This window comes from Sphingomonas aerolata (assembly GCF_023935825.1).
Taxonomy (GTDB): Bacteria; Pseudomonadota; Alphaproteobacteria; order Sphingomonadales; family Sphingomonadaceae; genus Sphingomonas; species Sphingomonas aerolata.
This window is the reverse complement of the sequence record NZ_CP098762.1, coordinates 1,010,909-1,036,102: the sequence shown is the minus strand read 5'-3', so window position 1 is coordinate 1,036,102 and position 25,194 is coordinate 1,010,909. Positions and strand designations below refer to the sequence as shown.

Here is a 25,194-nt window from a genome sequence, read left to right as displayed (position 1 = left end):
TCAGACGCCCTGCGGGGGTGCCATGACGCGGGGCGCCGCGGCGGGATCCCCACCCAGACCGCGTGCTTCCGCCATGGTCCGGGCGATCGCAGCAGGCACCGGGTGCGAGAAGAAGAAGCCCTGGAGATGGCTGGCCCCCGCCAGGCGCAAGGCCTGGACCTGCGCCTCGGTCTCGACGCCCTCGGCGATGACCCCGATGCCGAGTGCGCGCCCCAGACTGATGATCGAATGAACGATCGCCGCGCTTTCCCGCTCGCGGCCCATCCCCTCAATGAAGCTGCGGTCGATCTTCAGGCAGTCGAGCGCGAAGGTGCGGATGTTGTGCAGGCTCGAATAGCCCGTCCCGAAATCGTCGAGCGCGATGCGGAACCCCATGCGGCGCAGCGCGCCTAGCGTCTCCGCCGCACGCTCGGCATCGTCGAAGATCGCGGTCTCGGTGATCTCGATCTGCAACCGGCTGGGATCGACCCCGGCACGGCGGACGCTCTCGCTGACATAGTCGACGAAATGGTGGCGCCGGAACTGTCGCGGGCTGAAATTGACCGAGACATACTGACCCGGCCACTGCGTCAGGACCGCGAGCGCGTTGCGCAGCACCCAGTCGCCCAGATCGTGGATGAGGTTCGATTCCTCCGCGATCGGCATGAACAGGCCCGGGCTGATCGGGCCGTAAGCCATCGTGTTCCAGCGCAGCAACGCCTCGAACCCGACCACCTCGATCGATTCGCGCGACACGATCGGCTGGAACACCAGGCTGAGTTCGTTGTTCGCGATCGCTTCGCCGAGCCCGCTTTCGACGCGCCGGCGGAAACGGATATCCTCGTCCATGCTCTCGTCGAACACGCGCGCCATGCGTCGACCGCTTCTTTTGGCATCGTTGAGCGCGAGGTCGGCCCGCCGCATGACGTCGACCGGGTCGCTGCCCTGCCCGCCATGCGTCACGACCAGCCCGGCCGAGGCGCCGCCCTGGACGGAACTGCCAAAGACCTGGAGGCTGACCGAACAGGCCGCGATCATCCGTTCGCAGGCGAGCAGGGCGCTGGTCTCGTCCGCAGTGCTGAACAACACGCCGAATTCGTCGCCGCCGAGCCGCGCGACCAGCGCGCCGTCGGGCGAGGACCGGCCGAGGATCGCGCAGATCTCGCGGATCAGCGCGTCGCCGGCAAGATGCCCCAGCGTGTCGTTGACCAGCTTGAACCGGTCGAGATCGATCATCACCGTCGCGAACCACCCGTCCGCGCGGGTGCGTTCGGCAAGCGCGCGGAGGAACGCCAGCCGATTGGGCGCGTCGGTCAGCGAATCATGCGTCGCCAGATGGATCGCACGGCTTTCATTGGCCGCCAGCTCGGCAGCCCGGACCTCGAGCTGCGCCACCTGCCGCACGAGCGCTGCACGCACCGCGTTGCAGTCATGGTCGAACTGCCAGCGCTGCGTCAGTGCCAGCGCGGTCTGGCGCAGCTCGGCGCCGACGAACGGCTTGGCGATATGGAAGACCTTGTCGACCGGCCCGGCCACCTTGGCGATCCCAGCGAGCGAGGCACCGTCGAGCGCGGTGACGATCACGAAATTGATGTCGGGATCCAGTTCACGGATCCGGCGCGCCGTCTCGCAGACGTCGAGCCCCGACGCCATCTGCAGATCGAGGAAGGCGACCGCGAACGGCGCGGTCTCGGCGATTGCGGATTCGACCGCGGCGATCGCGTCGACGCCGGTCCCGACGGAGGTTATCGAAAACGCGTCGGCCTGCGGGTCAGCCGCCGCCGGTTCCGTCCCGAGTATCGCACGGGCGTAGTCGTCATGAACTCCGGGTTCGTCGTCGACAATCAGAATACGCATCGGACACCGTTCCTCGCGATACCTGACCCCGCCCGTGTAAGCGGTTTTCCAGGCCCTATCGCGCGGCCCGGTGGGTAGGCATCTGTAATTAATATGACATGAAGGCCGAGCTTCCCGACCCTCCGACCGAGTCACCAAGCGCTTGGCCACCAAGGATAATCGCGCCGAGCGGGCCGGCATTGCCGCCGAGTGCCGGCGGTACGACGAACGTATCGACCAGCGTCGGCTCGGGCAATGCGATATACCCCCCGAGACTGCGCGTCAGCGCGGCACGGACCCGCGGAAACAGGTGACCGGCGCCCATCACGCCGCCACCGATGACGATCCTGCGCGGAATGCCGGTGAGCACGAGCGTGTGGCACAACTGGCCAAGCGCCTCCGCAACGCCCGTCCAGACCGGATGATCGGCGGGGGCCTCGTCGGCGGGATGGCCGAGCCGCGCGGCGATCGCCGGCCCCGACACGAGCCCCTCGAGGCAGGCGCCGTGAAATGGACAACTGCCGATCCAGTCGTCGCCCGGCGTTCGGACCGGCCGGATATGCCCGAGTTCCGAATGCATCAGGCCGTCGACCGGTCGATGCCCCGCGATCAGCCCTGCGCCGACCCCGGTGCCGACCGTCACATAGGCGATATCCGCCAAGCCCTGCGCCGCACCCCAGCGCGCCTCGGCCAGCGCCGCGCCGATGACGTCGGTATGGAAGCCGGTCGGCACCGCATAGCGACGCTGCAGGCGCCCGGCGACGTCGGTCCCCGCCCAACCGGGCTTGGGCGTCGAGGTGATATGGCCGTAGTCACCACCGCGCCGGTCGATCCCGACCGGGCCGAAGCTTGCGATCCCGATTGCGACGAAACCGGTCCAGCGGTCGAGCACGGCTTCGATCGCGGCAAGCGTCTCATCGGGGCGAGTTGTCGGAATTCGTACGATTTCCTCGATCGCATCGGGCCCTCGCGCCAGGATACAGATGCACTTGGTCCCGCCAAGTTCGATCCCGGCCACCAATGGTATTTCACTCATCCCTGTCCCCAAACCAATGCTTTGGCTGCAGCAATTCGTCCGGCGGGGCAGATCCGTCAAGTTGCTGTAATTTACTCCATGTTAACAACATAAGTCTATCGCGCAAGTCGACTCGTTGCGCATAATGCTGGCGACTGGAGCATAGAAATGCGCGCGTATGAAGAGGCGGCACGGCTTGATGCATTGCGCCAATTGCGCCTGCTCGACACCAGCGCCAGCGAAAGCTTCGATCGCATCACCCGGATGGCGGGCCAGATCTTTGGGCTGCCGATCGCCGCAATCTCGCTGACCGATACCGACCGGCAATGGTTCAAGTCGCGCGTCGGAATCACGCACGACCACATCGCGCGGGCCAAGGCCCCGTGCGCGGAGGTCGCCGAGACGACGCAGGGTCTGGTGATACCCGACCTGGCGGCCGACGGCTTCTATGCCAACAGCCCGCTCGCGCAGTCCGGCATCCGCTTCTATGCGGGTGCGCCGCTGATCACGCGGGAGGGCCATGGGCTCGGGTCGCTCTGCGTGCTGGGCGCCGAACCCCGAACCGCCTCGCCCGAGGAGCTTGCCGCGCTGACCGACCTTGCGGCGATGGTCATGGCACAGATCGACCTCCAGCATGCGGTCGGGCGGGTCGATCCGGTCAGCGCACTGCCCAACCGCTTCCGGTTTCTGGAAGATCTTGACGACCTAGCGGGTGACACGCCCGGCGAGCAGCGCTTCGTCGTGTTGCTCGACCTCGCGCGCGCCGACCAGCTGAATGCGCTGATCCGGGTGATGGGCGCCGGCTATATCGAAACGCTCGTCAAGGAATCGGCGCGGACCTTGCGCGAGCAACTGGGATCCGCGCGAACGCTCTATCACGTGGCCGCGACCCAGTTTGCCTTCCTGTCCGCGCCGGGTGCGACCATGCCCGGCTATCTGGACGTGGTGAGCGCCGGGCTCGCGGTCAGTGCCGCGGGCTCGATCGCGCGGTTCGTGACGACGATGGCGGCCGGGATCGTCCCCGTGACGCTGGGCGCGATCCGGTCACAGGAAATCCTGCGCGCGGCCCATAGCGCCGCACAGGATGCGCAGGCCAAGGACAGCCTGATCAGCGTCTATGCGACGTCGAACGATTCCGAATACCGGCGCAATATCGTGTTGCTCAGCGCGTTCGGCACCGCGCTGGAGGACGGCGCGTCGCTCCGCCTGGTCTATCAGCCGCGGATCGACCTCGGATCACGTCGCTGCGTCGGGGCGGAAGCGTTGCTGCGCTGGAACGACCCGACGCTGGGCGACGTATCGCCCGCGGAGTTCATCCCGATCGTCGAACGGACCACGCTGGCCAAGCCGACCACCGCATTCGTCCTCGACACCGCCCTGCGTCAGCTGGCGGCGTGGCAGGCGTGTGGCGTCTCGCTGCCTCTGTCGATCAACATCTCGGCGACCAATCTCGACGAGGACGGACTCGTCGCGGCAATCGCCGCGGCGCTCGACACGCACAATGTCGCGCCCGACATGCTCGAAGTCGAGGTGACCGAAAGCGCGATGATGGAGAATTCGGCGCAGTCGCTCGCCAGGCTCGATGCGCTGGCGGCGACCGGGGTCCGCGTCGCGATCGACGATTTCGGGACCGGCCACAGCAGCCTGGCCTATCTCCAGACGCTGCCCGCGAGCGTGGTCAAGATCGACAAGTCGTTCGTCGACCCGCTCGACACCGACGACGCCCGCAGCCGGACGGTGATCGCGACGATGATCTCACTGTCGAAGAAGCTCGGTTTCCGCGTGGTGGCCGAGGGCGTGGAGACCGTCGGCGCCGTCGACACGCTGACGCGGATGGCGTGCGACGAGGCACAGGGCTATGTCTTCGCCCGCCCGCTCGAAGCGCAGGACGTCCTGCCCTGGATCGCGCGGTTCAACGGCGACGACCAGATGCCGCCATTGCCCCACCGCGAGGCGGCCTGAGCCGCGGCGCCCTTATTCGACGGTGACCGACTTCGCCAGGTTGCGCGGCTGATCGACGTCGGTCCCCTTGAGCACCGCGACGTGATAGGCGAGCAGCTGGACCGGCACCGCATAGACCAGAGGCGCGATCAGCGGGTGGACCTTGGGCATGGTGATCGTCGCCATGCAGCCCTCGCCCGCCGCCTGGATGCCGTCATAGTCGCTGATCAGCACGACCTTGCCGCCGCGCGCCATCACCTCCTGCATGTTGCTGACGGTCTTGTCGAACAACGGCCCCGACGGTGCGATGACGATGACCGGCACATGTTCGTCGATCAGCGCGATCGGGCCGTGCTTCATCTCGCCCGCGGCATAGCCCTCCGCATGGATATAGCTGATTTCCTTCAGCTTCAGCGCCCCCTCGAGCGCGAGCGGATAATCCGTGCCCCGGCCGAGATACAGCACGTCGCGCGCGCCGGCGACGGTGTGCGCCATCGCCTCGATCGCCTCATCATAGGCCAGCGCGCCGTTGAGCGCGGCGGGCGCCTCGGCGAGGTGACGGACGATCTCGCGCTCCTGCTCGCGAGTCAGCAGGCCCTTCGCGCGCGCCAGATTGGCGGCGAGCGCGGCGAGCACCGCAAGCTGGCAGGTGAACGCCTTGGTCGAGGCGACGCCGATCTCCGGGCCGGCATGCGTCGGCAGCAACAGGTCCGCCTCGCGCGCCATGCTGCTGGTCGGCACGTTGACGACGACCGCGATCTTCTGCCCTTCGGCCTTGGCATGGCGCAGCGCGGCCAAGGTGTCCGCGGTCTCGCCCGACTGCGAGATGAACAGCGCGAGGCCGCCCTCCTCCATCACCGGCGCGCGGTAACGAAACTCGGACGCGACATCGAGGTCGACGGGGACGCGCGCGAACTGCTCGAACCAGTATTTGGCGACCATGCCCGCATAGAAGCTCGTCCCGCACGCGACGATCGTGACGCGCTTGATGGTCGACAGGTCGAATTCGGGGATCGGCAGCGAGACCTCGCCCTCCATCCGCTTCAGATACGAACGCAGCGTCTGTGCGACGACGATCGGCTGCTCGTAGATCTCCTTGAGCATGTAATGCTTGTGATTGCCCTTCGAGATTACCTCGCCGGTGATCCCCGACAGTGTGATCGCGCGCTCGACGGGCGCGTTGTCGCGGTCATAGACCTGCGCGCCGTCGCGCGTCAGCACGACCCAGTCGCCCTCGTCGAGATAGGCGATGCGCTGAGTCAGCGGCGCGAGCGCGAGCGCGTCCGACCCGAGGAACATCTCGCCCTCGCCGTGGCCAACGACCAAAGGCGAGCCGAGCCGCGCGCCGATCAGCAGATCGGGATGCTGGCGGAAGAGGATCGCTAAGGCGAACGCGCCGTGCAGCCGCGGCAGGATCTCGCGCACCGCCGAGATCGGATCGCTGCCGGCCTCGACCTTCTCGCTGATCAGGTGCGCGACGACTTCGGTGTCGGTCTCACTGGTGAAGGTCCGCCCGCGCGCGATCAGTTCGTCGCGCAGCGGTTTGAAATTCTCGATGATGCCGTTGTGGACGACCGCGACCTCGCCGGTCGCGTGCGGATGCGCATTGTTGGTGGTCGGCCCGCCATGCGTCGCCCAGCGCGTGTGGGCGATCCCGGTCCTGCCGGGCAGCGGATGCGCGGCGAGCTCGTTCGCCAGGTTGACCAGCTTGCCCGATGCGCGCCGGCGCTCGATCGCGCCGTCATGATCGGTCGCGATGCCGGCCGAATCATAGCCGCGATATTCGAGCCGCTTGAGACCGTCGAGCAACCGCTCGGCAACCGCGTCATTGCTCAGGATTCCCACGATGCCACACATGCTATCTATCCATTCGTCTTGTCGAGCGAGGCGTGCGACACGCTCCGCATGATCCTGGTCCAGTCGGGAGCCGCGCGCGATCGGTCGCGCGGGGCGTCACCGTCTGGCGGCTTTCCGGGCCACCATCATTTCGCGGAACCGCGCCGCCCATCCGGGCTTGTCGACCTGGGGCGGACGGACGAGCGCAAGTGCGTCGGCGTCGACGTCGCGCGTGAGCACCGACCCCGCCGCGACGATCGCGCCGCGGCCGACGGTCACGGGCGCGACCAGCGCGGAGTTCGAGCCGATGAACGCGTCCTCGCCGACGACGGTACGATATTTGAAATAGCCGTCGTAATTGCAGGTGATCGTGCCCGCGCCGATGTTCGCGCGCGCGCCGATCTCGGCATCGCCGATATAGCTCAGATGATTGACCTTCGCGCCGACGCCAATCGTCGCCTTCTTTACTTCGACGAAATTGCCGACGCGTGATCCGGCACCGAGATCCGCACCGGGCCGCAGGCGCGCGAACGGGCCGACGTCCGCCTTTTCGCCGATCACCGCACCCTCGACATGGCTGAAGGCATGGATGACCGCACCATCCGCGACGCGAACGCCGGGGCCGAAGACGACGTTCGGCTCGATCGTCACGTCGCGTCCGAGCAGCGTGTCGTGCGCGAACCAGACCGTGTCGGGCGCGATCAGCGTCGCGCCGTCCGCCATCGCGGCGGCACGGCGCGTCGCCTGCCAGGCCGCCTCGACCGCGGCGAGCTCGCCGCGGCTGTTGACGCCCGCCACTTCGCCTTCGCCCGTCTCGATCGCCGCCGAGGCCCGGCCGTCGGCGGCGGCGAGCATGACGATGTCGGGCAAATAATATTCGCCCGCCGCATTGTCGTTGCCGACGCGCGCGAGCAACGCGAACAGGTCGCGCGAATGGACCGCCATCAGCCCCGAATTGCACAATGTCTCGGCGCGTTCGGCGTCGGAGGCGTCCTTATATTCGACCATCCGGTCGATCCGCCCGGCGGCATCGGCGATGACGCGACCATAGGCACCGGGATCGGCGGGACGGAAACCGAGCACCACCGCTGCGGGCGCGTCGTCGCCGTGCAACCGGTCGATCATCCGCTGCATCGTCGCGGCGGTCACGAGCGGCACGTCGCCATAGAGGATGAGCACATCGCCCTCGAACCCGGCCAGCGCGGCGCGCGCCTGCGCCACGGCATGGCCGGTGCCGAGCTGTTCGGCCTGAAGCGCCGTCGCGATCCCGAGCGGGGCGACCGCACGCTCGACCTGCTCGCGCCCGGCACCCGTCACCACGACGGTGCGCGCCGGGTGCAGCGTCGCCGCGCTCGCGACGAGATGGTGCAGCATCGGCCGCCCCGCGATCGGGTGCAGCACCTTGTGCAGGTCGGACTTCATCCGGGTGCCCTTGCCGGCCGCCAGGATGATCACCGCGATGGACTGGTCGTGCATATGCGTCGTCATGGAAGGACCGCTGCCACGAAAGCCTTGCCAATTCCATAGCCGCGCTGGCAGGCATCACGGCGATGACGCATTTTTCATTCGATATCGTCGGGTTCGATCTCGACGGCACCCTGCTCGACACCAGCGGCGACCTGACCGCGGCGGTCAATCATGCACTCGCGCTTGCGGACCGGCCGGCGCTGAGCGTCGAACAGGTCAAGCCGATGATCGGCGGCGGCGCGCGGCACATGCTGAAACAAGGGCTGACCGCGACCGGCGGCTATGACGAGGCGATGCTCGACCGGCTGCACGCCGCGCTGCTCGCCTATTACGAGGCGCATATCTGTGTGCTGACACGGCCCTATCCCGGGGTGATCGAGGCGCTCGACGCGCTGGCGGCGCGCGGTGTCACGATCGGGATCGTCACCAACAAGATCGAACGATTCGCGCGCACCGTGCTCGACGAACTCGGCCTGACCGACCGGTTCGCCTGCATCCTCGGCGGCGACACGATGGCGGAGGGCAAGCCGTCGCCGATGCCGATCCTCGAAATGGTGCGCCAGTGCGCCGTGGTGGCGGACGCGAAGCGCGCCGGGGCGCAAGGTGCCGCCCCCCGCGCGGCGTTCGTCGGCGATTCGATCTTCGATATCCAGGCGGGACAGGCGGCAGGGTTGCCGACGATCGCGTGCAGCTTCGGCTTTCTGATGCAGCCGGTCGACGAGCTTGGGGCAGAGGCAGTGATCGACGGATTCGATGCGCTGATCCCTGCGCTCGACGACCTCGCCCGGCGCACCGCAGCGTGAACGGCCGCGACCGCGACCTGACCGGGTTCTTCAAGATCGCGCTGGCGCTGGCGATCGTCTTCGCCGTGACGATGGCACTGCTCCCCAAGCCGCCGCACCTGCCGATCGACCAGTTCGGCGACACGTTTAAGCACATGCTGGCCTTCGCGACGCTCGCCGCGCTGGCGTCGTTCGCCTATCCCGCTGCGCGCGGACGCAAGGTGCTCGAACGCCTGTCCTTCCTCGGCGCGATGGTCGAGGTGGCGCAGTCGATCCCGTCGCTGCACCGCGACTGCGACATTCGCGACTGGATCGCCGACACGATCGCGATCGCCGTCGTCGTCGCGATCATCGCGATGGTACGGCGGACACGGCCGCCGCGGCTTCGCACGCTGCACTGATCCCCCGCGCGGGCGCTCACGCCTTGCGCCACTTCGTCCACAGATGGCGCGCGAGCATCGCCGGCGGCATCCGCAGCGCGTGCGACCGGACGTAGAAGGCCAGCCGCGTGACCGGGCGGGTCGGCCGCCCCCAGCCGTCGCGCGCGGTCAGCCGCCGCACACAGAGGCGGTCGCTGCCCGCCAGCCGGCCCCCGGCGAACAGCCCATCGACGAGGCGCAGCGCGCGCGCGACGGGGAGGCGCAGACCATGCCGCGCCGCCGCTTCCGCGAGCCCCTCGGTGCCGAACTCCTCGACCAGACACCGAATGTCCCACAAATTGCGCAGGCCGCCCGCCAGGTCGCCGTCCGCGAACAGATGCGCGGCGGCATGGACGATCATGCCGTTGGGCGACAGCGTGCGCAGGCCGTTGCCGAGCGGCACGCTGTCCGCGATCAGCCGTTCGGGATCGGGCGTGACACGCGCGGTGAGCGGCAGGATCGTGTGATGGACGTCGATCATCCGGTCGCGCTCGCGGTGGATCAGCGGCGGCAGTTCGTGCATCCAGCGCCGGTAATAGGCGTCGTCATACGGGTCGGGCTTCACCCATTCCCACCCCGCGCCGAGCACCGCCGCCTCGACCCGGTCGAGCGCCGCCCGCGGCACGAGGATGTCGAGATCGCCGATCGACCGGCCCTGCCCTGCGAGCAGTCCCGCCGCGGCATAGGCCGTCCCCTTTAGGAGCACGACCGGGCAGCCGAGCGGTGCAAGCGCGCGCCGCGCCATCTCCGCCTCCCACAGCGCCGCGCGGCGGCCCTGTTCCGCGGCGGCGCGTGCATCGCCGAGGATCGCCTCGACCGCGCGCGGCAGCGGCAGACCGTCGAGACGCAGCGCCAGCGTCCCGATCAGCTGTTCGGCGCGGGCGATCGTCAGCAGGCTGGTCCAGCCTTCCGCGCCGAGCGCCATGACGCGTCCCGGATCGGCGAGCGCACAGGCGAGCAGGCGTGCGTCCGCCGCCACGGTATGCGGGAGGTCTGTCACAGCGCCGCGCATAACGCCTCGACCTGCGCGACCCCGCTGGCACCGTCGGGATAGTCGATCGCGACCGCGGGGACCTGCGCGATCAGGCGCGTCATCGCGGTGAATCCCGGCTCGCCGAGCGCGACATAGTTGGTCGAGGCCTGCGTCATCCGCACGAACGCCTCGGCAGGCGGCACGGGCCGGACCGCCGCCGCATCGCCGTAGCGGGGAAACAGCAGCAAGGCGGGGGTCGCCGGCCGATCCATCGCGGCGATCGCACGCGCATCAGGGACCATGTGACGGATATCGCCCTTCGGAGTCGCCGCCATCAGCGGCCCCATCCGCGCGTCTGGCCAGGCGGCCTCGGCCGCCGGGATCGCCGCATTCTTCAGGCTGATCAGCCGCGGAAACGCGTGGAGCAGCCCGGTCGCGGGGTCGAGCAGCACAAATTCGTCACCCATGAACCGCCAGCCCCGCGCCGCAAGCAGCGTCGCCAGCGTCGATTTGCCCGCACCCGACACCCCGGTCATCAGCACCGCCCGGCCATCGCGTTCGACCGCAGAGGCATGGAGCAACAGGTGGCGGCGTGCGCCGAGCGCCATCTGGAGGTTCATCGCCATTTCGGCGGCCAGCAGCCCGTGCCGCAGCGGCAGCGGCGCGGCCTCGGGCAGCATGTAATCGCCGCCGATCTCGACCGACGGGCGAAGCCACCGCCGCCAGGGTCGACGTGCAAAGAGACGGACGGTGTAATCCGCCACCCCGTCCTGCGGCGCGGGATAATCGCGGTAGAGACTGCGCAGCTGGTCGATCGGCGCGCGCCAGTCCGATCCGATCCGGAACCCGATCGGACCGATCCGCAGCGCGAAGGCGTGTCTCACGACGTTGCGACAAGCCCGGCGGCGACCAGCTCGTCGAGCCGCGCCGCCAGCGCCGAAGCTGTGGCGTCGGCGAGATCATAGTCGTCCGCCAGCCGGTCGAGCAGCGCGTCCAGCGACAGCCCGGCCTCGCCGAGGATCGCCAGGATCTGCGGCGCGGGTTCGGTCAGCAGGTGAGTCATGCCCGATCGCCGGTGATAGACCGCGGTAAACGCGTCGAGCGGCGTGACGACCAGCCCGCCCGGCGGGTCGGCGCGGTAGATCGGCCCGGGTGCGGCGTCGTCCACGGCCTCAGCCGCGCGGCATCTGCAACGAGGCGAAGCAGGTGAAGCCGCCCTGGCCGCGCTGCAACCGGCGGATATAGTTCACATAGGCGCGGCTGCGTTCGGAATCGGTGCCGGGCAGCTGGCCGCCGCTGTTGAGCACGCGCCGGACCTCCTCGCCCTTGAATGGCCGGCTGGCGCCCGCAAACGCGCCCTTGGTCCCCGATGGCACGATTTTGCCCTGCGCATCGATGAAGCTGCCTGCGCGGCCCGCATCGGGCACCGGAATGTCGCAATTGAGCACCGATCCCGCGGTCTGCGCCAGCGCCGGACGGATCGACACGACCGCAGCGGCACCGACCGCGCCGAGCGTCAGGACGCGGCGCCGCGACGGCGTCGTCTCGATCGGATCGGTGTCGGGGCGCGTGTCGTCGCTCATCGGGTCTCCGCTAGCATCATGCCCTTTCACAATCATGAACCTCGCGCAAGCAACCGGGCTTTGCAGGGGGCGATGGGGCCGGCGCTGTGCCGCTGCGGGACGGGCTGGCGCGCGGGGCAGCGACTGGCCTAGACACGCGCGCATGTTGACCGGATTTGGACTGCGCACCTTTTGGGCGATCATTGTGGCCGGTGGTGCCGCAATCGCGGTATTCGCGATCGGCACGTCGATCCAGGCGGGGCTGGTCGCGCTGGTCGGCGGGATCGCCGCCGCACTGGTCGCCGCCGGGACCGGGGACGAGCCGCCCGCCGCCGCCGATCCCGCGCCGGTCAATCCGGCGATCCTCGACGAGACGCTCGACCTGATCGTTGAGCCCGTGCTGCTGGTCCGCGACGGCCGCGTTGTGCTCGCCAACCGCGCCGCGCGTGCGCTGCTCGGCGAACACATCATCGGCGACGATGCGCGCGTGGCGATCCGCCACCCCGCCGCGGCCGAAGCGCTGTCGTCCCCCGCCGCGCTGGGCGAGACTCCGCCGATCGAGCTGGTCGGCCTTGGCACCCGCGACCAGCGCTGGGAAATGCGCGTCGGCGAATTGTCCGACGGCCAGCGCATCGTCCATCTGATTGACCAGACCGGCAATTATGCCGCCGAACGGATGCGCGTCGATTTCGTCGCCAATGCGAGCCACGAACTGCGCACGCCGCTCGCCTCGATCCTCGGCTTCATCGAGACGCTGAGCGAGGAAGCGGGCGAGGATCCGGCGATCCGCGCGCGCTTCCTCAAGGTGATGGACGACGAGGCAAAGCGGATGCTGCGGCTGATCGAGGACCTGATCTCGCTCAGCCGGATCGAGGCGGAGAAATACCGCGTCCCCGACACGCCGATCGACCTGGCCATTCTGGTCGGCGACGTGCGGGCCGAACTGGCCGACGGCGCGGGCAATCGCGGCCTTGATCTGGTCGCGACGATCGAGCCCGCCGTCCCCCCGGTGTCGGGCGACCGCGTGCAGCTGTCGCAGATGCTGCACAATCTGGTCGGCAACGCGATGAAATATGGCCGTGCGGGGACGCCGGTGACGATTACCCTGGCGCGCGACGTGACCGGCATGGTCAGGCTGGCGGTGCGCGACGAGGGCGACGGCATCGCCGCGGTGCACATCCCGCGGCTGACCGAGCGATTCTACCGCGCCGATGCCGGGCGCAGCCGTTCGCTCGGCGGCACCGGACTGGGGCTGGCGATCGTCAAGCATATCGTCGAGCGGCATCGCGGTCGCCTCGACATCGCGAGCCAGGTCGGGGTCGGCACGACGGTCGCGGTGATCCTGCCGCCGGCTGGTGCCGGCCCCGCCAATTCGTCGCGTGTCATTAAACGGTAACGCGACTGTCACACAGGATCCGGTCTAGCCGCGCTATCGGGCAGGCATGACGGGAATTGACGTGCAGCGTTTCGGGGCGATTTCAGGACTGGCGGTCACGGCACTGGCGGGCGCGACGCTGATCGGCGGATGCGTCGATCAGGCGAATGGCGGCGGCGCGGGTTCGCGCGATCAGATCACCGCGGTCGGATCGTCGACGGTCTACCCCTTCACGACGATGATCGCCGAACAGCTCGTCGCCAACGATCCCGATGCCAAGGCACCGGTGATCGAATCGACCGGCACCGGCGCGGGGATGAAGCTGTTCTGCGCAGGCATCGGCGCCGGCCATCCCGATATCGAGGATGCGTCGCGGCGGATGAAGGCGAGCGAGTATAAGGATTGCGCCGCCAACGGCGCCGGCCAGATCCTGGAAATCCAGGTCGGGATCGACGGCATCGCCTTCGCCGAGGCGAAGAACGGCCCGAAGATGCAGCTTACCCCGACCGACCTGTATAAGGCGCTCGCCGCCAGTCCCGGTGGCCGGCCCAACACCGCGCGCGTGTGGCGCGACGTGAACCCCGCGCTGCCGCCGGTGCCGATCCAGGTCTATGGCCCGCCCGCGACCAGCGGCACGCGCGACGCGCTCGCCGAGCTGATCCTGACCAAGGGCTGCGAGGCCAGCGACCCCAGCGCCAAGCCGCTCGCCAAGTCCGATCCCGATGCGCACAAGGCGCTGTGCACCCGCGTCCGGGAGGACGGGATGTATGTCGATGCGGGCGAGAACGACAATCTGATCGTCCAGAAGCTCCAGTCCAACCCCAATGCGATCGGCGTGTTCGGCTACAGCTATCTCGAAGAGAACAAGAACGACGTGAACGGCGTCGCGATTTCCGGCGTCGAGCCGACCTATGCGACGATCGCCGACAATCGCTATCCGGGGTCACGCCCGCTCTACATCTATGTGAAGAAGGCGCATCTCAGCGCGATCCCGGGGCTGCGGACGTTCCTGAAGCTCTATGCCGCCAACTGGGGCGCGACCGGACCGCTGGTGAAGCGCGGCCTGATCGCCGCACCGCCCGCGGTCCAGGCCCGGTCGGCGGCGATCATCGCCAACGAGACGATTCTCGACCCGGCGGTACTGTCGTGATGCACTACTGGAACACGACCGCCGCCCCGAAACCGGTGGAGACGGCCTGATGTCGGCGCTCGCCCTCTTCTTCCTCGTTCTCGGGCTCGGCCTGATCGCGTGGCTGAGCGCACGAATGCGCGCCGCGCGGTTCCGGGTCGGCAACACCGCGCGGTTCAGCTCGCTGCCCGCGCATCACGGCTGGTATGTCGCGCTGTGGACCGCGATCCCGCCGCTGCTCTTCCTGGTCGGCTGGTCGATGGTCGCACCCGCACTCGTGACCGACACCGTGCTGGCCAGCCCCGCCGCGGTGCAGCTGCCCCCGCCCGGCTTCGACCGGGCCTCGATCCTGTCCGAGGCGCGCAGCCTGGCGGAGGGACGAAGCTTCGGCGCGTTCCACGAGCTCGCGCGCGTCCTGTCGCCGGTCTATGCCGCCGCGCAGTCGCGCTACGACTGGATCGCGACCGCGCTCGCGCTGTTGCTCACCTTTGCCGGCGGTGCGTTCGCGTTCCTGCGCGTGCGGCCGGGCTTCGGCGCGCGGACGCGGGTCGAGCGGATCGTGATGATCCTGCTGCTTGGTGCGTCGCTGATCGCGATCCTGACCACGGTCGGCATCGTCGCCTCGCTGCTTTACGAATCCGCGCGCTTCTTCTCGATCGTGCCGATCTCCGACTTCCTGTTCGGCACGCACTGGAGCCCGCAGGTCGTCGACGCGCGCGATCCGGGCGCATCGCTCGGCGCGGTGCCGCTGTTCTGGGGGACGTTCTTCATCGGCGCGGTGATCGCGATGATCGTCGCGATCCCGTTCGGGCTGATGAGCGCGATCTACCTCACGCAATATGCCGCCCCGACCACGCGCAAATGGATGAAGCCGATCCTCGAGGTGCTCGCGGGTGTGCCGACTGTCGTCTATGGCTATTTCGCCGCGCTGACGGTGGCGCCCGCGGTGCGCGATTTCGCGGTGTGGATCGGGATTAGCTGGGCCTCATCGGAGAGCGCGCTGGCGGCGGGGCTCGTGATGGGGATCATGATCATCCCGTTCGTGTCGTCGATGGCCGATGATTCAATCGCCGCGGTCCCCTCGTCGATGCGCGACGGCAGTCTCGCGATGGGCGCAACCTCGTCCGAGACGATCCGCCGCGTGCTGCTCCCCGCCGCGCTGCCCGGCGTGGTCGGCGGCGTCCTGCTCGCGGTCAGCCGCGCGATCGGCGAGACGATGATCGTGGTGATGGCCGCCAGCGGCGTCGCGACGCTGACGCTCAACCCGTTCGCCAGCACGACGACGGTGACCAAGCAGATCGTTGATCTGCTGACCGGCGAGGCCGAGTTCGACAGCGCCAAGACGCTCGCCGCCTTCGCGCTCGGGCTGACGCTGTTCGTCGTCACCCTGCTCCTCAACATCGTCGCGCTGACGGTCGTGAAACGGTACCGCGAAGCCTATGAATAGCGTCACCCCCTTCATCGGTACGCCAGACGCTACGGCATCGGCGAAGCCCGCCACCGCGCGCGTGCCGACCGACTGGACCACCAAGGCGATGCAGAGCCGCATCCGCCGCCGCTATGCCGCGGAACGCCGGTTCCGCCTCGCCGGGCTGGCCGCGGTCTGGCTCTCCGCGGGCTTCCTCGCCTTCCTGCTGTCGTCGATGCTGTGGCAGGGCGCGAGCGGGTTCGTCGAGACGCGCGTCGCGCTGCCGATCGATTTCGCCGCCGCCGCACTGCCGATCGAACCCGCGCGGCTGACAAGCCGCGGCGCCGATCTCGCGCTCGCCAGTGCCGGTCTCGAGGGTGCGGTCGACAGCGCCGCGACGCGCGCGTTCGGCAAGGACGGCGAAGGCCTGTTGTCGGACGGCGCGTGGGTGACGGTACGCGATGCGCTCAAGGCGGATCCCGGGCTGCTTTCACGCAAGACGGTGATCGCAGTGCCCGTCGCCAGCCCGGTCGACATGGCCGCCAAGGGCGATGGCCCGCCTGAGGCGGAGGCGGTCGTCGCTCGGCTCAAGGCGCGCGGCGTGCTGACGCGCGGGCTGAGCATGACGTTCCTGACGACCGCCGATTCGACCGACGCGACGCGGGTCGGCATCTGGGGCGCGTTCAAGGGCTCGCTGCTGACGATGATCGTCACATTGCTGCTCGCCTTCCCGATCGGCGTGCTGTCCGCGCTGTATCTCGAGGAATATGCCCCGAAGAACCGCTGGACCGACCTGATCGAGGTTTCGATCAACAACCTTGCCGCGGTGCCCTCGATCATCTTCGGGCTGCTCGGGCTTGCGGTGTTTCTCGGCACCTTCGGCATGCCGCGATCGGCGCCGCTGGTCGGCGGGCTGACGCTCGCGCTGATGACGATGCCGGTAATCGTGATCGCCGGGCGCAACGCGATCAAGGCGGTGCCGCCATCGATCCGCGACGCAGCGCTCGGGATCGGCGCGTCGCCGGTGCAGGTCGTGTTCCACCACGTCCTGCCGCTCGCGCTGCCCGGCATCCTGACCGGCACGATCATCGGCATGGCGCGCGCACTCGGCGAGACCGCACCGCTGCTGATGATCGGCATGCGCGCGTTCATCGCCGCGCCGCCCTCGGGGCTGCGTGACCCTGCGACCGTGCTGCCGGTGCAGATCTTCCTGTGGTCCGACCAGGTCAGCCGCGGCTTCATCGAGAAGACCTCGGCCGCGATCATCGTCCTGCTCGTCTTCCTGCTCGCGATGAACGGCGTCGCGATCTACCTCCGCAACAAATTCGAGACCCGCTGGTGATGACCAACCACAAGATGACCGCGCGCGACGTCAGCGTCTATTACGGGCAGAAACGCGCGATCGACAATGTGTCGATCGACGTCGACATGGACAATGTCACCGCGTTCATCGGCCCGTCGGGCTGCGGCAAGTCGACCTTCCTGCGCACGCTCAACCGCATGAACGACACCGTCGCCAGCGCGCGGGTCGAGGGGAAGATCGAGCTCGACGGCCACGACATCTATTCCCCCGACATGGACGTGGTCCAGCTGCGCGCACGCGTCGGCATGGTGTTCCAGAAGCCGAACCCCTTCCCCAAGTCGATCTACGAGAACGTCGCCTACGGCCCGCGCATCCACGGGCTCGCGGGTGCCAAGAGTGACCTCGACCAGATCGTCGAGAAGTCGCTGCGGCGTGCGGGTCTCTGGGACGAGGTGAAGGATCGCCTGACCGACAGCGGTACCGCCTTGTCGGGCGGACAGCAGCAGCGGCTGTGCATCGCGCGCGCCATCGCGGTCGATCCCGAGGTGATCCTGATGGACGAGCCGTGCAGCGCGCTCGACCCGATCGCGACCGCCAAGATCGAGGAGCTGATCCACGAGCTGCGCGGCCGCTATGCGATCGTGATCGTCACGCACAACATGCAGCAGGCGGCCCGCGTCAGCCAGCGCACCGCCTTCTTCCACCTCGGCACCTTGGTCGAATATGGCGACACCTCCGCCATCTTCACCAATCCGCGCGAGGAACGCACCAAGGATTACATCACCGGCCGTTACGGCTGATGGGGACGGGATCGATGAACACGCATACCGTAAAGGTCTTCGACGACGAGATCGGCCGCCTGCGCGGCCTCATCTCGCAGATGGGTGGCCTCGCCGAGGACGCGATCGCCAATGCGATGAAGGCGCTCCAGCGCAACGACGTCGCGCTCGCACGCGAGGTGCGCGCGGCGGACAAGCAGATCGACGCGATCGAGGCGGAGGTCGAGCGGCTGGCGGTGCAGATCATCGCACTGCGCGCACCGATGGCGATCGACCTGCGTGAGGTCGTCGCCGCGCTGAAGATCGCGGGCGTGGTCGAGCGGATCGGCGATTATGCCAAGAACATCGCCAAGCGCGTGCCGATGATCGAAAGCGAGCACCGGATCGATCCGATCTCGATCCTGCCCGCCATGGGCCGGATGGCGAGCGAGATGGTGCATGACGTGCTCGACGCCTTTGCCGCGCGTGATTTCGAGGCGGCGATGCTCGTCGTCGAAAGCGACGCCGCGCTCGACGATTTCTACGACAGCATCTTTCGCACGCTGGTGACCTATATGGTCGAAAATCCAAAGACGATCAGCCAGGTCGCGCACCTGCTGTTCGTCGCGAAGAATCTCGAACGGATCGGCGACCACGCGACCAACGTCGCCGAGATGGTCTATTTTGCCGCGACCGGCACCCAGATGGCCGACCGCGACCGCGGCGGCATACAGGAGTAATCGACATGGCCCGTGCAAGGATGCTGCTGGTCGAGGACGACGCGGCGCTCGCCGAACTGCTGGTCTGGCATTTCAAGCGCGAGGATTTCGAGATCGCGCACACCCCCGATGGCGAGGAGGCGCTGCTGCTCGCGCGTGAGAAGGTGCCCGATATCGTCCTGCTCGACTGGATGGTCGAAGGCCTGTCGGGGATCGAGGTGTGTCGCCGCCTGCGTCGCGCGCCCGAGACCCAGAACGTGCCGATCATCATGCTGACCGCGCGTGGGGAAGAGGAAGACCGTGTCCGCGGGCTCGAGACCGGCGCCGATGATTACGTCACCAAGCCCTTCTCGCCGCGCGAGCTGGTCGCGCGCGTCGGCGCGGTGCTGCGCCGCGTCCGCCCCGCGCTTGCCGGCGAGGCACTGAGTTATGCCGACATCGAGATGGACACCGTCGGCCACAAGGTCCGTCGCTCGGGCGAGGTCGTCGCACTCGGGCCAACCGAGTTCCGGCTGCTCAAGCATTTCCTCGAACATCCCGGCTGGGTTTTCTCGCGCGAACGGCTGCTCGATGCGGTGTGGGGGCATGATTCGGACATCGAATCGCGCACCGTCGACGTGCATATCCGGCGGCTGCGGAAAGCGATCAACACCGGCGAACGTCCTGATATCATCCGCACGGTGCGCTCGGCTGGCTATTCGCTTGATACTGGCGGGTGAAATTCGGGGTGCTGCAAGCGGTCGCCGACCGCGTCATTAGTGCAGGACCAAGACAAGCCGGTTAGAATCGGACGCGAAACGAAGGACCCAAGCGGGTTTTAGTGCGTTCAACCGTGGCGCTAACGAATTTGCGCTCCAAGTATTCAGGAGATTCGCATGAAGTCCATTCTTCTCGCCGCTGCAGCGTTGCTCGCCTCGCCCGTGCTCGCGCAGACCGCGCCGCAGACGATGCCGCCAGCAGACCCGGCCGCCCAGACCGCGCCCGCCGATCCGGCAATGGCACCGCCAGCCGCAGATCCCGCCGCTCCCGCCGATCCGGCGATGGCAGCCGATCCTGCAGCCCCTGCCGATCCAGCGATGGCACCGCCGCCGCCCGCAGCGCCCCAGGCCCCGATGGCTGCACCCGGTGGTGCGAACATCGTCTTCGGTCAGCCGACGGTGACGCCGCCGACCCCGGCGCCTGCCGAATATCCAACCTGCTCGCGCACCGTCAAGGACGGCTGCAAGAACCGCGGCGGTAAGTAAGCGATCCGCAGCGGTGCGGGCCGTGGCTGACGCCGCGGCTTGCGCCGACTGCTTTACGTTCTAGGAAAGGCGCTCCACGATAAGAGAGGGGCGCCTTTTTCCATGTCCGACAGCTTTGGATCCTTCGGTTTTGCTGGCCGCGTTGCGATCGTCACCGGCGCAGGCGGCGGGCTCGGCCGCGAATATGCGCTCGAGCTCGCCCGGCGCGGTGCAAAGGTTGTCGTCAACGATCTGGGCGCCTCGCGCGACGGTACGGGGCAGTCTGACGCAGCGCTGAAGGTCGTCGAGGAGATCGAGGCCGCGGGCGGCGAGGCGATCGCCAATGGCGGCAGCGTCACCGACTATGACCAGATGGTCGAGATGGTGGCACGTGCGTCCGAAAAATGGGGCGGCGTCCATATCCTCATCAACAATGCCGGCGTGCTGCGCGACAAGAGCTTCGCCAAGATGGAGCCCGCCGACTTCAATTTCGTCGTCGACGTCCATCTGAACGGCTCGGCCAACGCGACCAAGGCGGTCTGGGACGGGATGCGCGCGCAGAATTACGGCCGCATCCTGATGACCGCGTCGTCGACCGGGCTGTACGGCAATTTCGGCCAGGCCAATTACGGCGCCGCCAAGCTCGGCCTTGCCGGTCTGACGAAGACGCTCGCGATCGAGGGGGCGAAGAACAACATCCGCGTCAACACGATCGCCCCGACCGCGGGCACGCGGATGACGCAGGACATCTTTCCCGAAGAGGCGTTCAAGGCCTTCTCCCCCGACAAGGTCGCGCCGGGCGCGGTCTTCCTGGTGTCGGAGGATGCCCCGACCAACATGATCCTCGGCGCCGGCGCGGGCGTGTTCCAGGCCGCCTATGTCACGCTGACGCCGGGCGCATTGCTGTCGGGCGAGAACCTGTCGGTCGAAGGGGTGGCGGCCCACTGGGCGGCGATTACCGACCGCAACGGCGAGATCGTCCCGCAATCGGGCGCCGACCAGGCGATGACGATCTTGGCGAAGCTCCAGCGCGGCTGACCACCGCGCCGGCGGGCTCAGCTTTCGACGAGCTTCATCAGCCGTCGCTCGACCGGGGCGAGGATCGGGCCGAGGTCATGACCCCGCTTGATCACCGCCCCGCCTTCGCCGACCAGGGCCCACATGCCCTGGCGGTTGCGAAGCGCGGGGCGTTTCTCGATCCGGAATTCGGGCCGTTCGGCCGCGCGGCGGAAACAGGCGAACACCGCCGCCTCGCGGCCGAGATCGATCGCATAGTCCCGCCAATGCCCCGCCGCGACCATGCGTCCGTAGAGGTCGAGGATCCGCATCAGTTCGAGCCGATCGAAGCCGATCTGGGTGGGGGCGGTATTGCGGGTCGGGAAGGGCGTGACGTTGTTCATCAGGACGGATCAGGCCCGATCGCGCAGATCCTGTTCGACCGGGCCGCGACGGAGCCCGTCGCGATCGGTCGACAGGTCCTGATCGGCGAGCAGCGAATCCAGACGCTTGCGCATCATCTCCAGCTCGCAGCGCATGATCTCCATCTTCTGCGTCGCCGGGTCGAAGGCCTCGGTGCACGGCGTGCCATAGGGCACGAAGCGAGGTGCCTCGGGGGCGGCGCCGCCCTCTACCGTCGTCGCGCGCGCCGGGATGCCGACGACGGTCGTGCCCTCGGGGACGTCGCGCGTCACAACCGCATTCGCGCCGACTCGTGAGCGCCGGCCGAGCGTGATCGGCCCGAGCACCTGCGCGCCCGATCCGATGATCGCGCCGTCCGAGATAGTCGGATGGCGCTTGCCGGCAACCCCATTGTCTGGGCTCGTCCCGCCCAGCGTCACGCATTGATAGATCGTCACGTCGTCGCCGATCAGCGAGGTTTCGCCGATCACGACGAAGCCGTGGTCGATGAAGAAGTTGCGACCGATCGTCGCGCCGGGATGGATGTCGATCGCGGTCAGGAACCGCGACAAATGATTGACGCACCGCGCGAGGAAGAAATTCTGCCTACTATACAGCCGGTGTGCGATACGGTGCATCCCCAGCGCCCAGACGCCGGGGTAGAGCATGATCTCCGCGCGAGAATGCGGCGCCGGGTCACGCGCCCGGATCGAGTCGAGATAAGCCCCTAACCGGCTGAACATGCGCATTCCCCTTGGCGGTCCGCTCATTTAGGCGTTCACAGGGGCGATTTCCAGCGGGCGGGGGCAACGCCGCGGCGGACGCCCTGCGCTGACGGCCTCATTATCGACCCGGCATGGACAAAAGGGGGTGCACGATCGATATGGGCGATCAATGGCTGCAACCTATCTCCCCACGCTCAAGCAACTGCAATATCTCGTCGCGCTGAAGGACCATGGCCATTTCGGTCGTGCTGCCGAGGCCTGTTTCGTGACCCAGTCGACGCTGTCGGCGGGGCTGCGCGAGCTCGAGACGCTGATCGGGGTAGTACTCGTCGAACGCACGCGCCGCGTCGTCCGCTTCACCCCGTTGGGGGATCGGATCGCGGACAAGGCGCGCCGCGTGCTGCGCGAGGCGGAGGAACTTGGCGACATGGCGCGCGCCGCCGGCCGGCCGCTGTCGGGCGACATGCGGATGAGCGTGATCCCGACGATCGCGCCGTTCATGCTCCCGCGCATCCTGCCGCGGCTGCGACGCGACTATCCCGACCTCAAGCTGTTCCTGCGCGAGGAGCCGAGCGGCGCGGCGTGCGAGGGGCTGCACAACGGCCGCACCGACTGTGTATTGCTCGCCCTGCCCTATGCCTGCGGCGAAGTCGCGTTCGAGCCCCTGTTCGACGACCGGCTGTTCGTCGCCTTCCCGACCGAGGACGTGCCCGCGGACCGGACCTCGATCCCCGCCTCCGCCATTCCCGCCTCGGCGATCGACGAGACTCGGCTGTTGCTGCTCGAGGACGGGCATTGCCTGAAGGATCATGCGCTCGCCGCGTGCAACCGGCCGGAGATCCGTGCCGAGGCGACGATGATGGGCACGTCGCTGCACACGATCGTGCAGATGGTCGACAACGGCCTGGGCATCACGATGCTGCCTGAGATGGCGCTGAACGCCGGGATCCTCGAAAATACCGGGATCACCGCGCTGCCGCTCGACGCCGAGAACGCGTTTCGCCGGATCGCGCTGGTATGGCGCAAGGCCTCGCCGCGCGAGAAGGATTTCCAGTTGCTCGCCAAGGCGCTTGCCGAGGCCCGCTGACCGGTCGCGCTGGCTCGCACTGCAACAATTTCCGGGCTCAACCGTAGTTGCGGTTCGCAAGCGCTCGTTTGAGGAGATAGATTTCGATGTCGAACATGCGCCCCCTGTATATTGGTCTGGGCACCACGGGCCTTGTCGCGCTCGCGCTCGCCGCCTGCAGCAGCGGTAACAGCGACCTCGGCACGCCGACCGCGCCGCCCCCCGCCAACCCCGCACTGTCGACGCCCAACGGGCCGATCGCAGTTGCCAACCCGACCGTCGGCGGCGTGCCGATGATCGCGACGCGGACGATCGTCGACAATGCCTCCGCCGCACCCAATCTCGCGACGCTGGTCACCGCGCTGAAGGCTGCGGACCTGACCGCGACGCTGTCCGGGACCGGGCCGTTCACCGTTTTCGCACCGACCGACGCCGCGTTCGGCCGGCTCGCGCCCGGCATGGTCCAGACCTTGCTCAAGCCCGAGAACAAGGCTTCGCTGGCGAAAGTGCTGACCTATCACGTCGTGCCCGGCGACATCACCGCTGCCGACCTGAAGGCGCGTGTCGCGGCGGGTGGCGGCACTGCCGCACTGACGACTGTCGAAGGTGATGCAATCACGGTGACCCTCGTCGGAGATATCATTGCACTCACCGACGTCAACGGTAACAAAAGTTATATCGAGACCGCCGATGTGCGTCAGTCGAACGGCATAGTTCATGTCGTCAACGGGGTAATCGTACCCCGCTTGTCTTGAGCGAGGTGTGGTAGCTTGCCAACACCTCGTCGCGTCAACGGCGCACTTGGTCCTGTTGGCGCGTCCGTAACTTGGCAAACCGCCGCGTGACTCCATACGTTCTATCGCAGAATTTATTTCACGATTGTTTCAGCCAGGAGAAATCCATGATCACCAAGACCCCTCTCGTCCTTGCCGCAACGCTTTTCGCGGCTGCACCGGCAATCGCACAGACCGCGCCGAGCGGCACGACGCCCGCACAGACCGCGCCAACTGGCACGGCGCCCGCACAGACCCCAATGCAGGCCCCTGCACAGGCTGGTACCGCCGCACCGATGGCCGGCGCTCCAGCAGCACCCGCCGCAGCGCAGCCTGCAGCGACCGCGACGATCGCGGCAGCACTGCCGACTCTTCCAAACCGCGCGACGCTCGCCAAGCTGGTGACTGCCGCCGGCCTCGGCACGACGCTTGCGGGCCCCGGCCCTTTCACCGTTTTCGCACCGAGCGATGAGGCATTCACGCGGCTTCCCGCCGGCGCGCTCGACACGCTGATGAAGCCAGAGGCGAAGCCCACGCTGGCGACGATCCTGAAGTATCACGTCGTCGCAGGCGCCGTGACGTCGGATCAGCTGAAGGCGCAGATCACGTCGGGTGGCGGCAAGGCCGTTCTCACGACGCTGGCCGGCCAACCGCTGACGGCATCGGTGGGTCCGAACGGCAATATCGAACTGACGGACGTTGCCGGCAGCAAGGCCTATGTCGACACGGCAGACGTCAAGGCGACCAACGGTGTCGTCCATCTCACCAATGGCATGAGCGTTCCCAAGATCGGCTAACGCCGTCTAGGAGATCCAGCGCGCGGCGGCGTCCTTGTCGGCGTCGCGCGCTTCGACCCAGCTGGCCTGTGTGCCGCGGGTCTCGCGTTTCCAGAACGGCGCATCGGTCTTCAACCGATCGATCAGATAGGCACAGGCCTCGAGCGACGCCGCACGGTGTGCGGACGCCGCCGCCACGAAGACGATCCGTTCACCCGGATGCATCGGCCCGACCCGGTGGACGATCGTCACCGCACTCAGCCCCCAGCGCTCGACGGCACCCGTCGCCACCTTGGTGAGCGCGGCCTCGGTCGCACCGGGATAATGTTCCAGTTTGAGCGTCTCGACGCCGTCATCTGCGCGCACGAGACCAGTGAACGTCGCCACCGCGCCCGCGCCGCGTTCGCCGGCAGTTTCGGCCTGAGTGATCTCCGCCAGCACATCGATCGGCGCGGTCTGGACGATGATCCGGATCATCCGCCCGTCACCGGAGGGAAGAGTGCGATCTCGCGCGCGCCGGCGATCGGGGTATCGATCGGCACGAACGCCTGATCAAGGGCGGCGCGCAGCCGGGCGGGATCGGCAAAGGCGGCGGCATGGCCCGGGCTGGACAGCGCCAGCCAGTCGACCAGTTCAGCGATCGTGGTCACCGATGCGGGCGGATCGACGCGTTCCTCGCCCGTCCCGATCCGTTCGCGGACCCACGCAAAATACACCATCGTCACCGTCAT

Annotated in this window: 27 protein-coding genes; 15 read left to right on the top strand and 12 right to left on the bottom strand. The window is 67.9% G+C overall.

From position 1 onward, the window contains the following. Together NEF64_RS04895 and NEF64_RS04890 are read right to left on the bottom strand one after the other, a co-directional pair. Positions 1-1,836: a putative bifunctional diguanylate cyclase/phosphodiesterase gene (locus tag NEF64_RS04895; protein ID WP_056406048.1), complete on the bottom strand. Its 1,836-nt coding sequence runs from the start codon at positions 1,834-1,836 to the stop codon at positions 1-3. Positions 1,837-1,924: 88 nt separating this feature from the next. Further along, on the bottom strand, positions 1,925-2,851 hold the full coding sequence (locus NEF64_RS04890) for an ROK family protein (protein WP_056406047.1): 927 nt from the start codon (positions 2,849-2,851) through the stop codon (positions 1,925-1,927). Positions 2,852-2,998: 147 nt separating this feature from the next. Here NEF64_RS04890 and NEF64_RS04885 point away from each other — a divergent pair, with 147 nt between their 5' ends. Beyond that, positions 2,999-4,792: a putative bifunctional diguanylate cyclase/phosphodiesterase gene (locus NEF64_RS04885; RefSeq protein WP_056406046.1), complete on the top strand. Its 1,794-nt coding sequence runs from the start codon at positions 2,999-3,001 to the stop codon at positions 4,790-4,792. Between the two features lie 12 nt (positions 4,793-4,804). Here NEF64_RS04885 and glmS read toward each other — a convergent pair whose 3' ends face one another. Together glmS and glmU are read right to left on the bottom strand one after the other, a co-directional pair. Further along, positions 4,805-6,628: a glutamine--fructose-6-phosphate transaminase (isomerizing) gene (gene glmS / locus NEF64_RS04880; protein ID WP_252574671.1), complete on the bottom strand. Its 1,824-nt coding sequence runs from the start codon at positions 6,626-6,628 to the stop codon at positions 4,805-4,807. Between the two features lie 96 nt (positions 6,629-6,724). Then, a complete protein-coding gene (gene glmU, locus NEF64_RS04875) occupies positions 6,725-8,083 on the bottom strand; it encodes a bifunctional UDP-N-acetylglucosamine diphosphorylase/glucosamine-1-phosphate N-acetyltransferase GlmU (RefSeq protein WP_252574669.1) in 1,359 nt (452 codons plus the stop codon). Positions 8,084-8,157: 74 nt separating this feature from the next. Between glmU and NEF64_RS04870 the strand changes: the two genes are divergently transcribed. Further along, a complete protein-coding gene (locus NEF64_RS04870) occupies positions 8,158-8,877 on the top strand; it encodes an HAD hydrolase-like protein (RefSeq protein ID WP_031396148.1) in 720 nt (239 codons plus the stop codon). Beyond that, on the top strand, positions 8,874-9,257 hold the full coding sequence (locus tag NEF64_RS04865; protein WP_051916633.1) for a hypothetical protein: 384 nt from the start codon (positions 8,874-8,876) through the stop codon (positions 9,255-9,257). The genes NEF64_RS04870 and NEF64_RS04865 overlap by 4 nt, the downstream gene beginning before the upstream one ends. 16 nt (positions 9,258-9,273) lie before the next feature. Here NEF64_RS04865 and NEF64_RS04860 read toward each other — a convergent pair whose 3' ends face one another. From NEF64_RS04860 to NEF64_RS04845, 4 genes are all read right to left on the bottom strand, one after another. Beyond that, the gene (locus NEF64_RS04860; protein WP_235516369.1) at positions 9,274-10,200 is read right to left on the bottom strand and encodes a nucleotidyltransferase domain-containing protein; all 927 of its coding nucleotides are present in this window, start codon (positions 10,198-10,200) and stop codon (positions 9,274-9,276) included. 71 nt (positions 10,201-10,271) lie between these two features. Continuing rightward, on the bottom strand, positions 10,272-11,132 hold the full coding sequence (locus NEF64_RS04855; protein ID WP_056406041.1) for an HprK-related kinase A: 861 nt from the start codon (positions 11,130-11,132) through the stop codon (positions 10,272-10,274). Then, on the bottom strand, positions 11,129-11,416 hold the full coding sequence (locus tag NEF64_RS04850) for an HPr-rel-A system PqqD family peptide chaperone (RefSeq protein WP_056406040.1): 288 nt from the start codon (positions 11,414-11,416) through the stop codon (positions 11,129-11,131). The genes NEF64_RS04855 and NEF64_RS04850 overlap by 4 nt, the downstream gene beginning before the upstream one ends. A gap of 4 nt (positions 11,417-11,420) precedes the next feature. Next, a complete protein-coding gene (locus tag NEF64_RS04845) occupies positions 11,421-11,831 on the bottom strand; it encodes a hypothetical protein (protein ID WP_031441639.1) in 411 nt (136 codons plus the stop codon). A 142-nt stretch (positions 11,832-11,973) separates the two neighbouring features. On the opposite strand from NEF64_RS04845, the gene NEF64_RS04840 reads away from it, so the two are divergent. The 9 genes from NEF64_RS04840 (at position 11,974) to NEF64_RS04800 (ending at position 20,763) form a co-directional block, all read left to right on the top strand. Continuing rightward, positions 11,974-13,206: an ATP-binding protein gene (locus NEF64_RS04840; protein WP_056406039.1), complete on the top strand. Its 1,233-nt coding sequence runs from the start codon at positions 11,974-11,976 to the stop codon at positions 13,204-13,206. Positions 13,207-13,252: 46 nt separating this feature from the next. After that, complete coding sequence (locus NEF64_RS04835) at positions 13,253-14,335, top strand: substrate-binding domain-containing protein (protein WP_056406038.1); 1,083 nt, start codon at positions 13,253-13,255, stop codon at positions 14,333-14,335. Between the two features lie 49 nt (positions 14,336-14,384). Continuing rightward, the gene (pstC, locus tag NEF64_RS04830; RefSeq protein WP_056406037.1) at positions 14,385-15,761 is read left to right on the top strand and encodes a phosphate ABC transporter permease subunit PstC; all 1,377 of its coding nucleotides are present in this window, start codon (positions 14,385-14,387) and stop codon (positions 15,759-15,761) included. Between the two features lie 88 nt (positions 15,762-15,849). Beyond that, entirely contained in the window at positions 15,850-17,064 is a 1,215-nt protein-coding gene (gene pstA / locus NEF64_RS04825) for a phosphate ABC transporter permease PstA (RefSeq protein ID WP_031395856.1), read from the top strand. Next, positions 17,064-17,825 carry a phosphate ABC transporter ATP-binding protein PstB gene (gene pstB / locus NEF64_RS04820; RefSeq protein ID WP_031395855.1) on the top strand — a complete coding sequence of 254 codons (762 nt, stop codon included), beginning with the start codon at positions 17,064-17,066 and terminating at the stop codon, positions 17,823-17,825. Before pstA ends, pstB begins: the two co-directional genes overlap by 1 nt. Before the next feature lie 14 nt (positions 17,826-17,839). Continuing rightward, a complete protein-coding gene (gene phoU / locus NEF64_RS04815; RefSeq protein WP_031395854.1) occupies positions 17,840-18,523 on the top strand; it encodes a phosphate signaling complex protein PhoU in 684 nt (227 codons plus the stop codon). A gap of 5 nt (positions 18,524-18,528) precedes the next feature. Next, positions 18,529-19,221, top strand: coding sequence for a phosphate regulon transcriptional regulator PhoB (gene phoB, locus NEF64_RS04810; protein ID WP_031395853.1), 693 nt, complete (start codon positions 18,529-18,531; stop codon positions 19,219-19,221). Between the two features lie 156 nt (positions 19,222-19,377). Then, on the top strand, positions 19,378-19,746 hold the full coding sequence (locus NEF64_RS04805; RefSeq protein ID WP_031395852.1) for a hypothetical protein: 369 nt from the start codon (positions 19,378-19,380) through the stop codon (positions 19,744-19,746). A gap of 102 nt (positions 19,747-19,848) precedes the next feature. Then, positions 19,849-20,763, top strand: coding sequence for an SDR family NAD(P)-dependent oxidoreductase (locus tag NEF64_RS04800; RefSeq protein WP_056406035.1), 915 nt, complete (start codon positions 19,849-19,851; stop codon positions 20,761-20,763). A 17-nt stretch (positions 20,764-20,780) separates the two neighbouring features. On the opposite strand, the gene NEF64_RS04795 is transcribed toward NEF64_RS04800, so the two are convergent. After that, entirely contained in the window at positions 20,781-21,125 is a 345-nt protein-coding gene (locus tag NEF64_RS04795) for a DUF2794 domain-containing protein (protein ID WP_031395850.1), read from the bottom strand. A 9-nt stretch (positions 21,126-21,134) separates the two neighbouring features. Continuing rightward, positions 21,135-21,866 carry a serine O-acetyltransferase EpsC gene (gene epsC, locus NEF64_RS04790; protein WP_043158123.1) on the bottom strand — a complete coding sequence of 244 codons (732 nt, stop codon included), beginning with the start codon at positions 21,864-21,866 and terminating at the stop codon, positions 21,135-21,137. 151 nt (positions 21,867-22,017) lie between these two features. Between epsC and NEF64_RS04785 the strand changes: the two genes are divergently transcribed. The 3 genes from NEF64_RS04785 (at position 22,018) to NEF64_RS04775 (ending at position 24,484) form a co-directional block, all read left to right on the top strand. Further along, positions 22,018-22,935 carry a LysR substrate-binding domain-containing protein gene (locus tag NEF64_RS04785; protein WP_031395848.1) on the top strand — a complete coding sequence of 306 codons (918 nt, stop codon included), beginning with the start codon at positions 22,018-22,020 and terminating at the stop codon, positions 22,933-22,935. A gap of 95 nt (positions 22,936-23,030) precedes the next feature. Further along, positions 23,031-23,669, top strand: a complete 639-nt coding sequence (locus NEF64_RS04780; protein WP_235188440.1) for a fasciclin domain-containing protein — start codon at positions 23,031-23,033, stop codon at positions 23,667-23,669. Positions 23,670-23,815: 146 nt separating this feature from the next. Then, on the top strand, positions 23,816-24,484 hold the full coding sequence (locus tag NEF64_RS04775; RefSeq protein ID WP_056406034.1) for a fasciclin domain-containing protein: 669 nt from the start codon (positions 23,816-23,818) through the stop codon (positions 24,482-24,484). A gap of 6 nt (positions 24,485-24,490) precedes the next feature. On the opposite strand, the gene NEF64_RS04770 is transcribed toward NEF64_RS04775, so the two are convergent. Together NEF64_RS04770 and moaD are read right to left on the bottom strand one after the other, a co-directional pair. Further along, positions 24,491-24,940 (bottom strand): molybdenum cofactor biosynthesis protein MoaE, encoded by a 450-nt coding sequence (locus tag NEF64_RS04770; RefSeq protein ID WP_056406033.1) that lies wholly within the window; start codon positions 24,938-24,940, stop codon positions 24,491-24,493. After that, positions 24,937-25,194, bottom strand: coding sequence for a molybdopterin converting factor subunit 1 (gene moaD / locus NEF64_RS04765; RefSeq protein WP_031395844.1), 258 nt, complete (start codon positions 25,192-25,194; stop codon positions 24,937-24,939). The genes NEF64_RS04770 and moaD overlap by 4 nt, the downstream gene beginning before the upstream one ends.

Coding starts and splice junctions, on each gene's coding strand:
- NEF64_RS04895 (WP_056406048.1), bottom strand. CDS start 1,836: ATGCGTATTCTGATTGTCGACGACGAACCCGGAGTTCATGACGACTAC.
- NEF64_RS04890 (WP_056406047.1), bottom strand. CDS start 2,851: ATGAGTGAAATACCATTGGTGGCCGGGATCGAACTTGGCGGGACCAAG.
- NEF64_RS04885 (WP_056406046.1), top strand. CDS start 2,999: ATGCGCGCGTATGAAGAGGCGGCACGGCTTGATGCATTGCGCCAATTG.
- glmS (WP_252574671.1), bottom strand. CDS start 6,628: ATGTGTGGCATCGTGGGAATCCTGAGCAATGACGCGGTTGCCGAGCGG.
- glmU (WP_252574669.1), bottom strand. CDS start 8,083: ATGCACGACCAGTCCATCGCGGTGATCATCCTGGCGGCCGGCAAGGGC.
- NEF64_RS04870 (WP_031396148.1), top strand. CDS start 8,158: ATGACGCATTTTTCATTCGATATCGTCGGGTTCGATCTCGACGGCACC.
- NEF64_RS04860 (WP_235516369.1), bottom strand. CDS start 10,200: ATGGCGCTCGGCGCGGAAGGCTGGACCAGCCTGCTGACGATCGCCCGC.
- NEF64_RS04845 (WP_031441639.1), bottom strand. CDS start 11,831: ATGAGCGACGACACGCGCCCCGACACCGATCCGATCGAGACGACGCCG.
- NEF64_RS04840 (WP_056406039.1), top strand. CDS start 11,974: ATGTTGACCGGATTTGGACTGCGCACCTTTTGGGCGATCATTGTGGCC.
- NEF64_RS04835 (WP_056406038.1), top strand. CDS start 13,253: ATGACGGGAATTGACGTGCAGCGTTTCGGGGCGATTTCAGGACTGGCG.
- pstC (WP_056406037.1), top strand. CDS start 14,385: ATGTCGGCGCTCGCCCTCTTCTTCCTCGTTCTCGGGCTCGGCCTGATC.
- pstA (WP_031395856.1), top strand. CDS start 15,850: ATGCAGAGCCGCATCCGCCGCCGCTATGCCGCGGAACGCCGGTTCCGC.
- pstB (WP_031395855.1), top strand. CDS start 17,064: ATGACCAACCACAAGATGACCGCGCGCGACGTCAGCGTCTATTACGGG.
- phoU (WP_031395854.1), top strand. CDS start 17,840: ATGAACACGCATACCGTAAAGGTCTTCGACGACGAGATCGGCCGCCTG.
- phoB (WP_031395853.1), top strand. CDS start 18,529: ATGGCCCGTGCAAGGATGCTGCTGGTCGAGGACGACGCGGCGCTCGCC.
- NEF64_RS04805 (WP_031395852.1), top strand. CDS start 19,378: ATGAAGTCCATTCTTCTCGCCGCTGCAGCGTTGCTCGCCTCGCCCGTG.
- NEF64_RS04800 (WP_056406035.1), top strand. CDS start 19,849: ATGTCCGACAGCTTTGGATCCTTCGGTTTTGCTGGCCGCGTTGCGATC.
- NEF64_RS04795 (WP_031395850.1), bottom strand. CDS start 21,125: ATGAACAACGTCACGCCCTTCCCGACCCGCAATACCGCCCCCACCCAG.
- epsC (WP_043158123.1), bottom strand. CDS start 21,866: ATGTTCAGCCGGTTAGGGGCTTATCTCGACTCGATCCGGGCGCGTGAC.
- NEF64_RS04785 (WP_031395848.1), top strand. CDS start 22,018: ATGGCTGCAACCTATCTCCCCACGCTCAAGCAACTGCAATATCTCGTC.
- NEF64_RS04780 (WP_235188440.1), top strand. CDS start 23,031: ATGCGCCCCCTGTATATTGGTCTGGGCACCACGGGCCTTGTCGCGCTC.
- NEF64_RS04775 (WP_056406034.1), top strand. CDS start 23,816: ATGATCACCAAGACCCCTCTCGTCCTTGCCGCAACGCTTTTCGCGGCT.
- NEF64_RS04770 (WP_056406033.1), bottom strand. CDS start 24,940: ATGATCCGGATCATCGTCCAGACCGCGCCGATCGATGTGCTGGCGGAG.
- moaD (WP_031395844.1), bottom strand. CDS start 25,194: ATGACGGTGACGATGGTGTATTTTGCGTGGGTCCGCGAACGGATCGGG.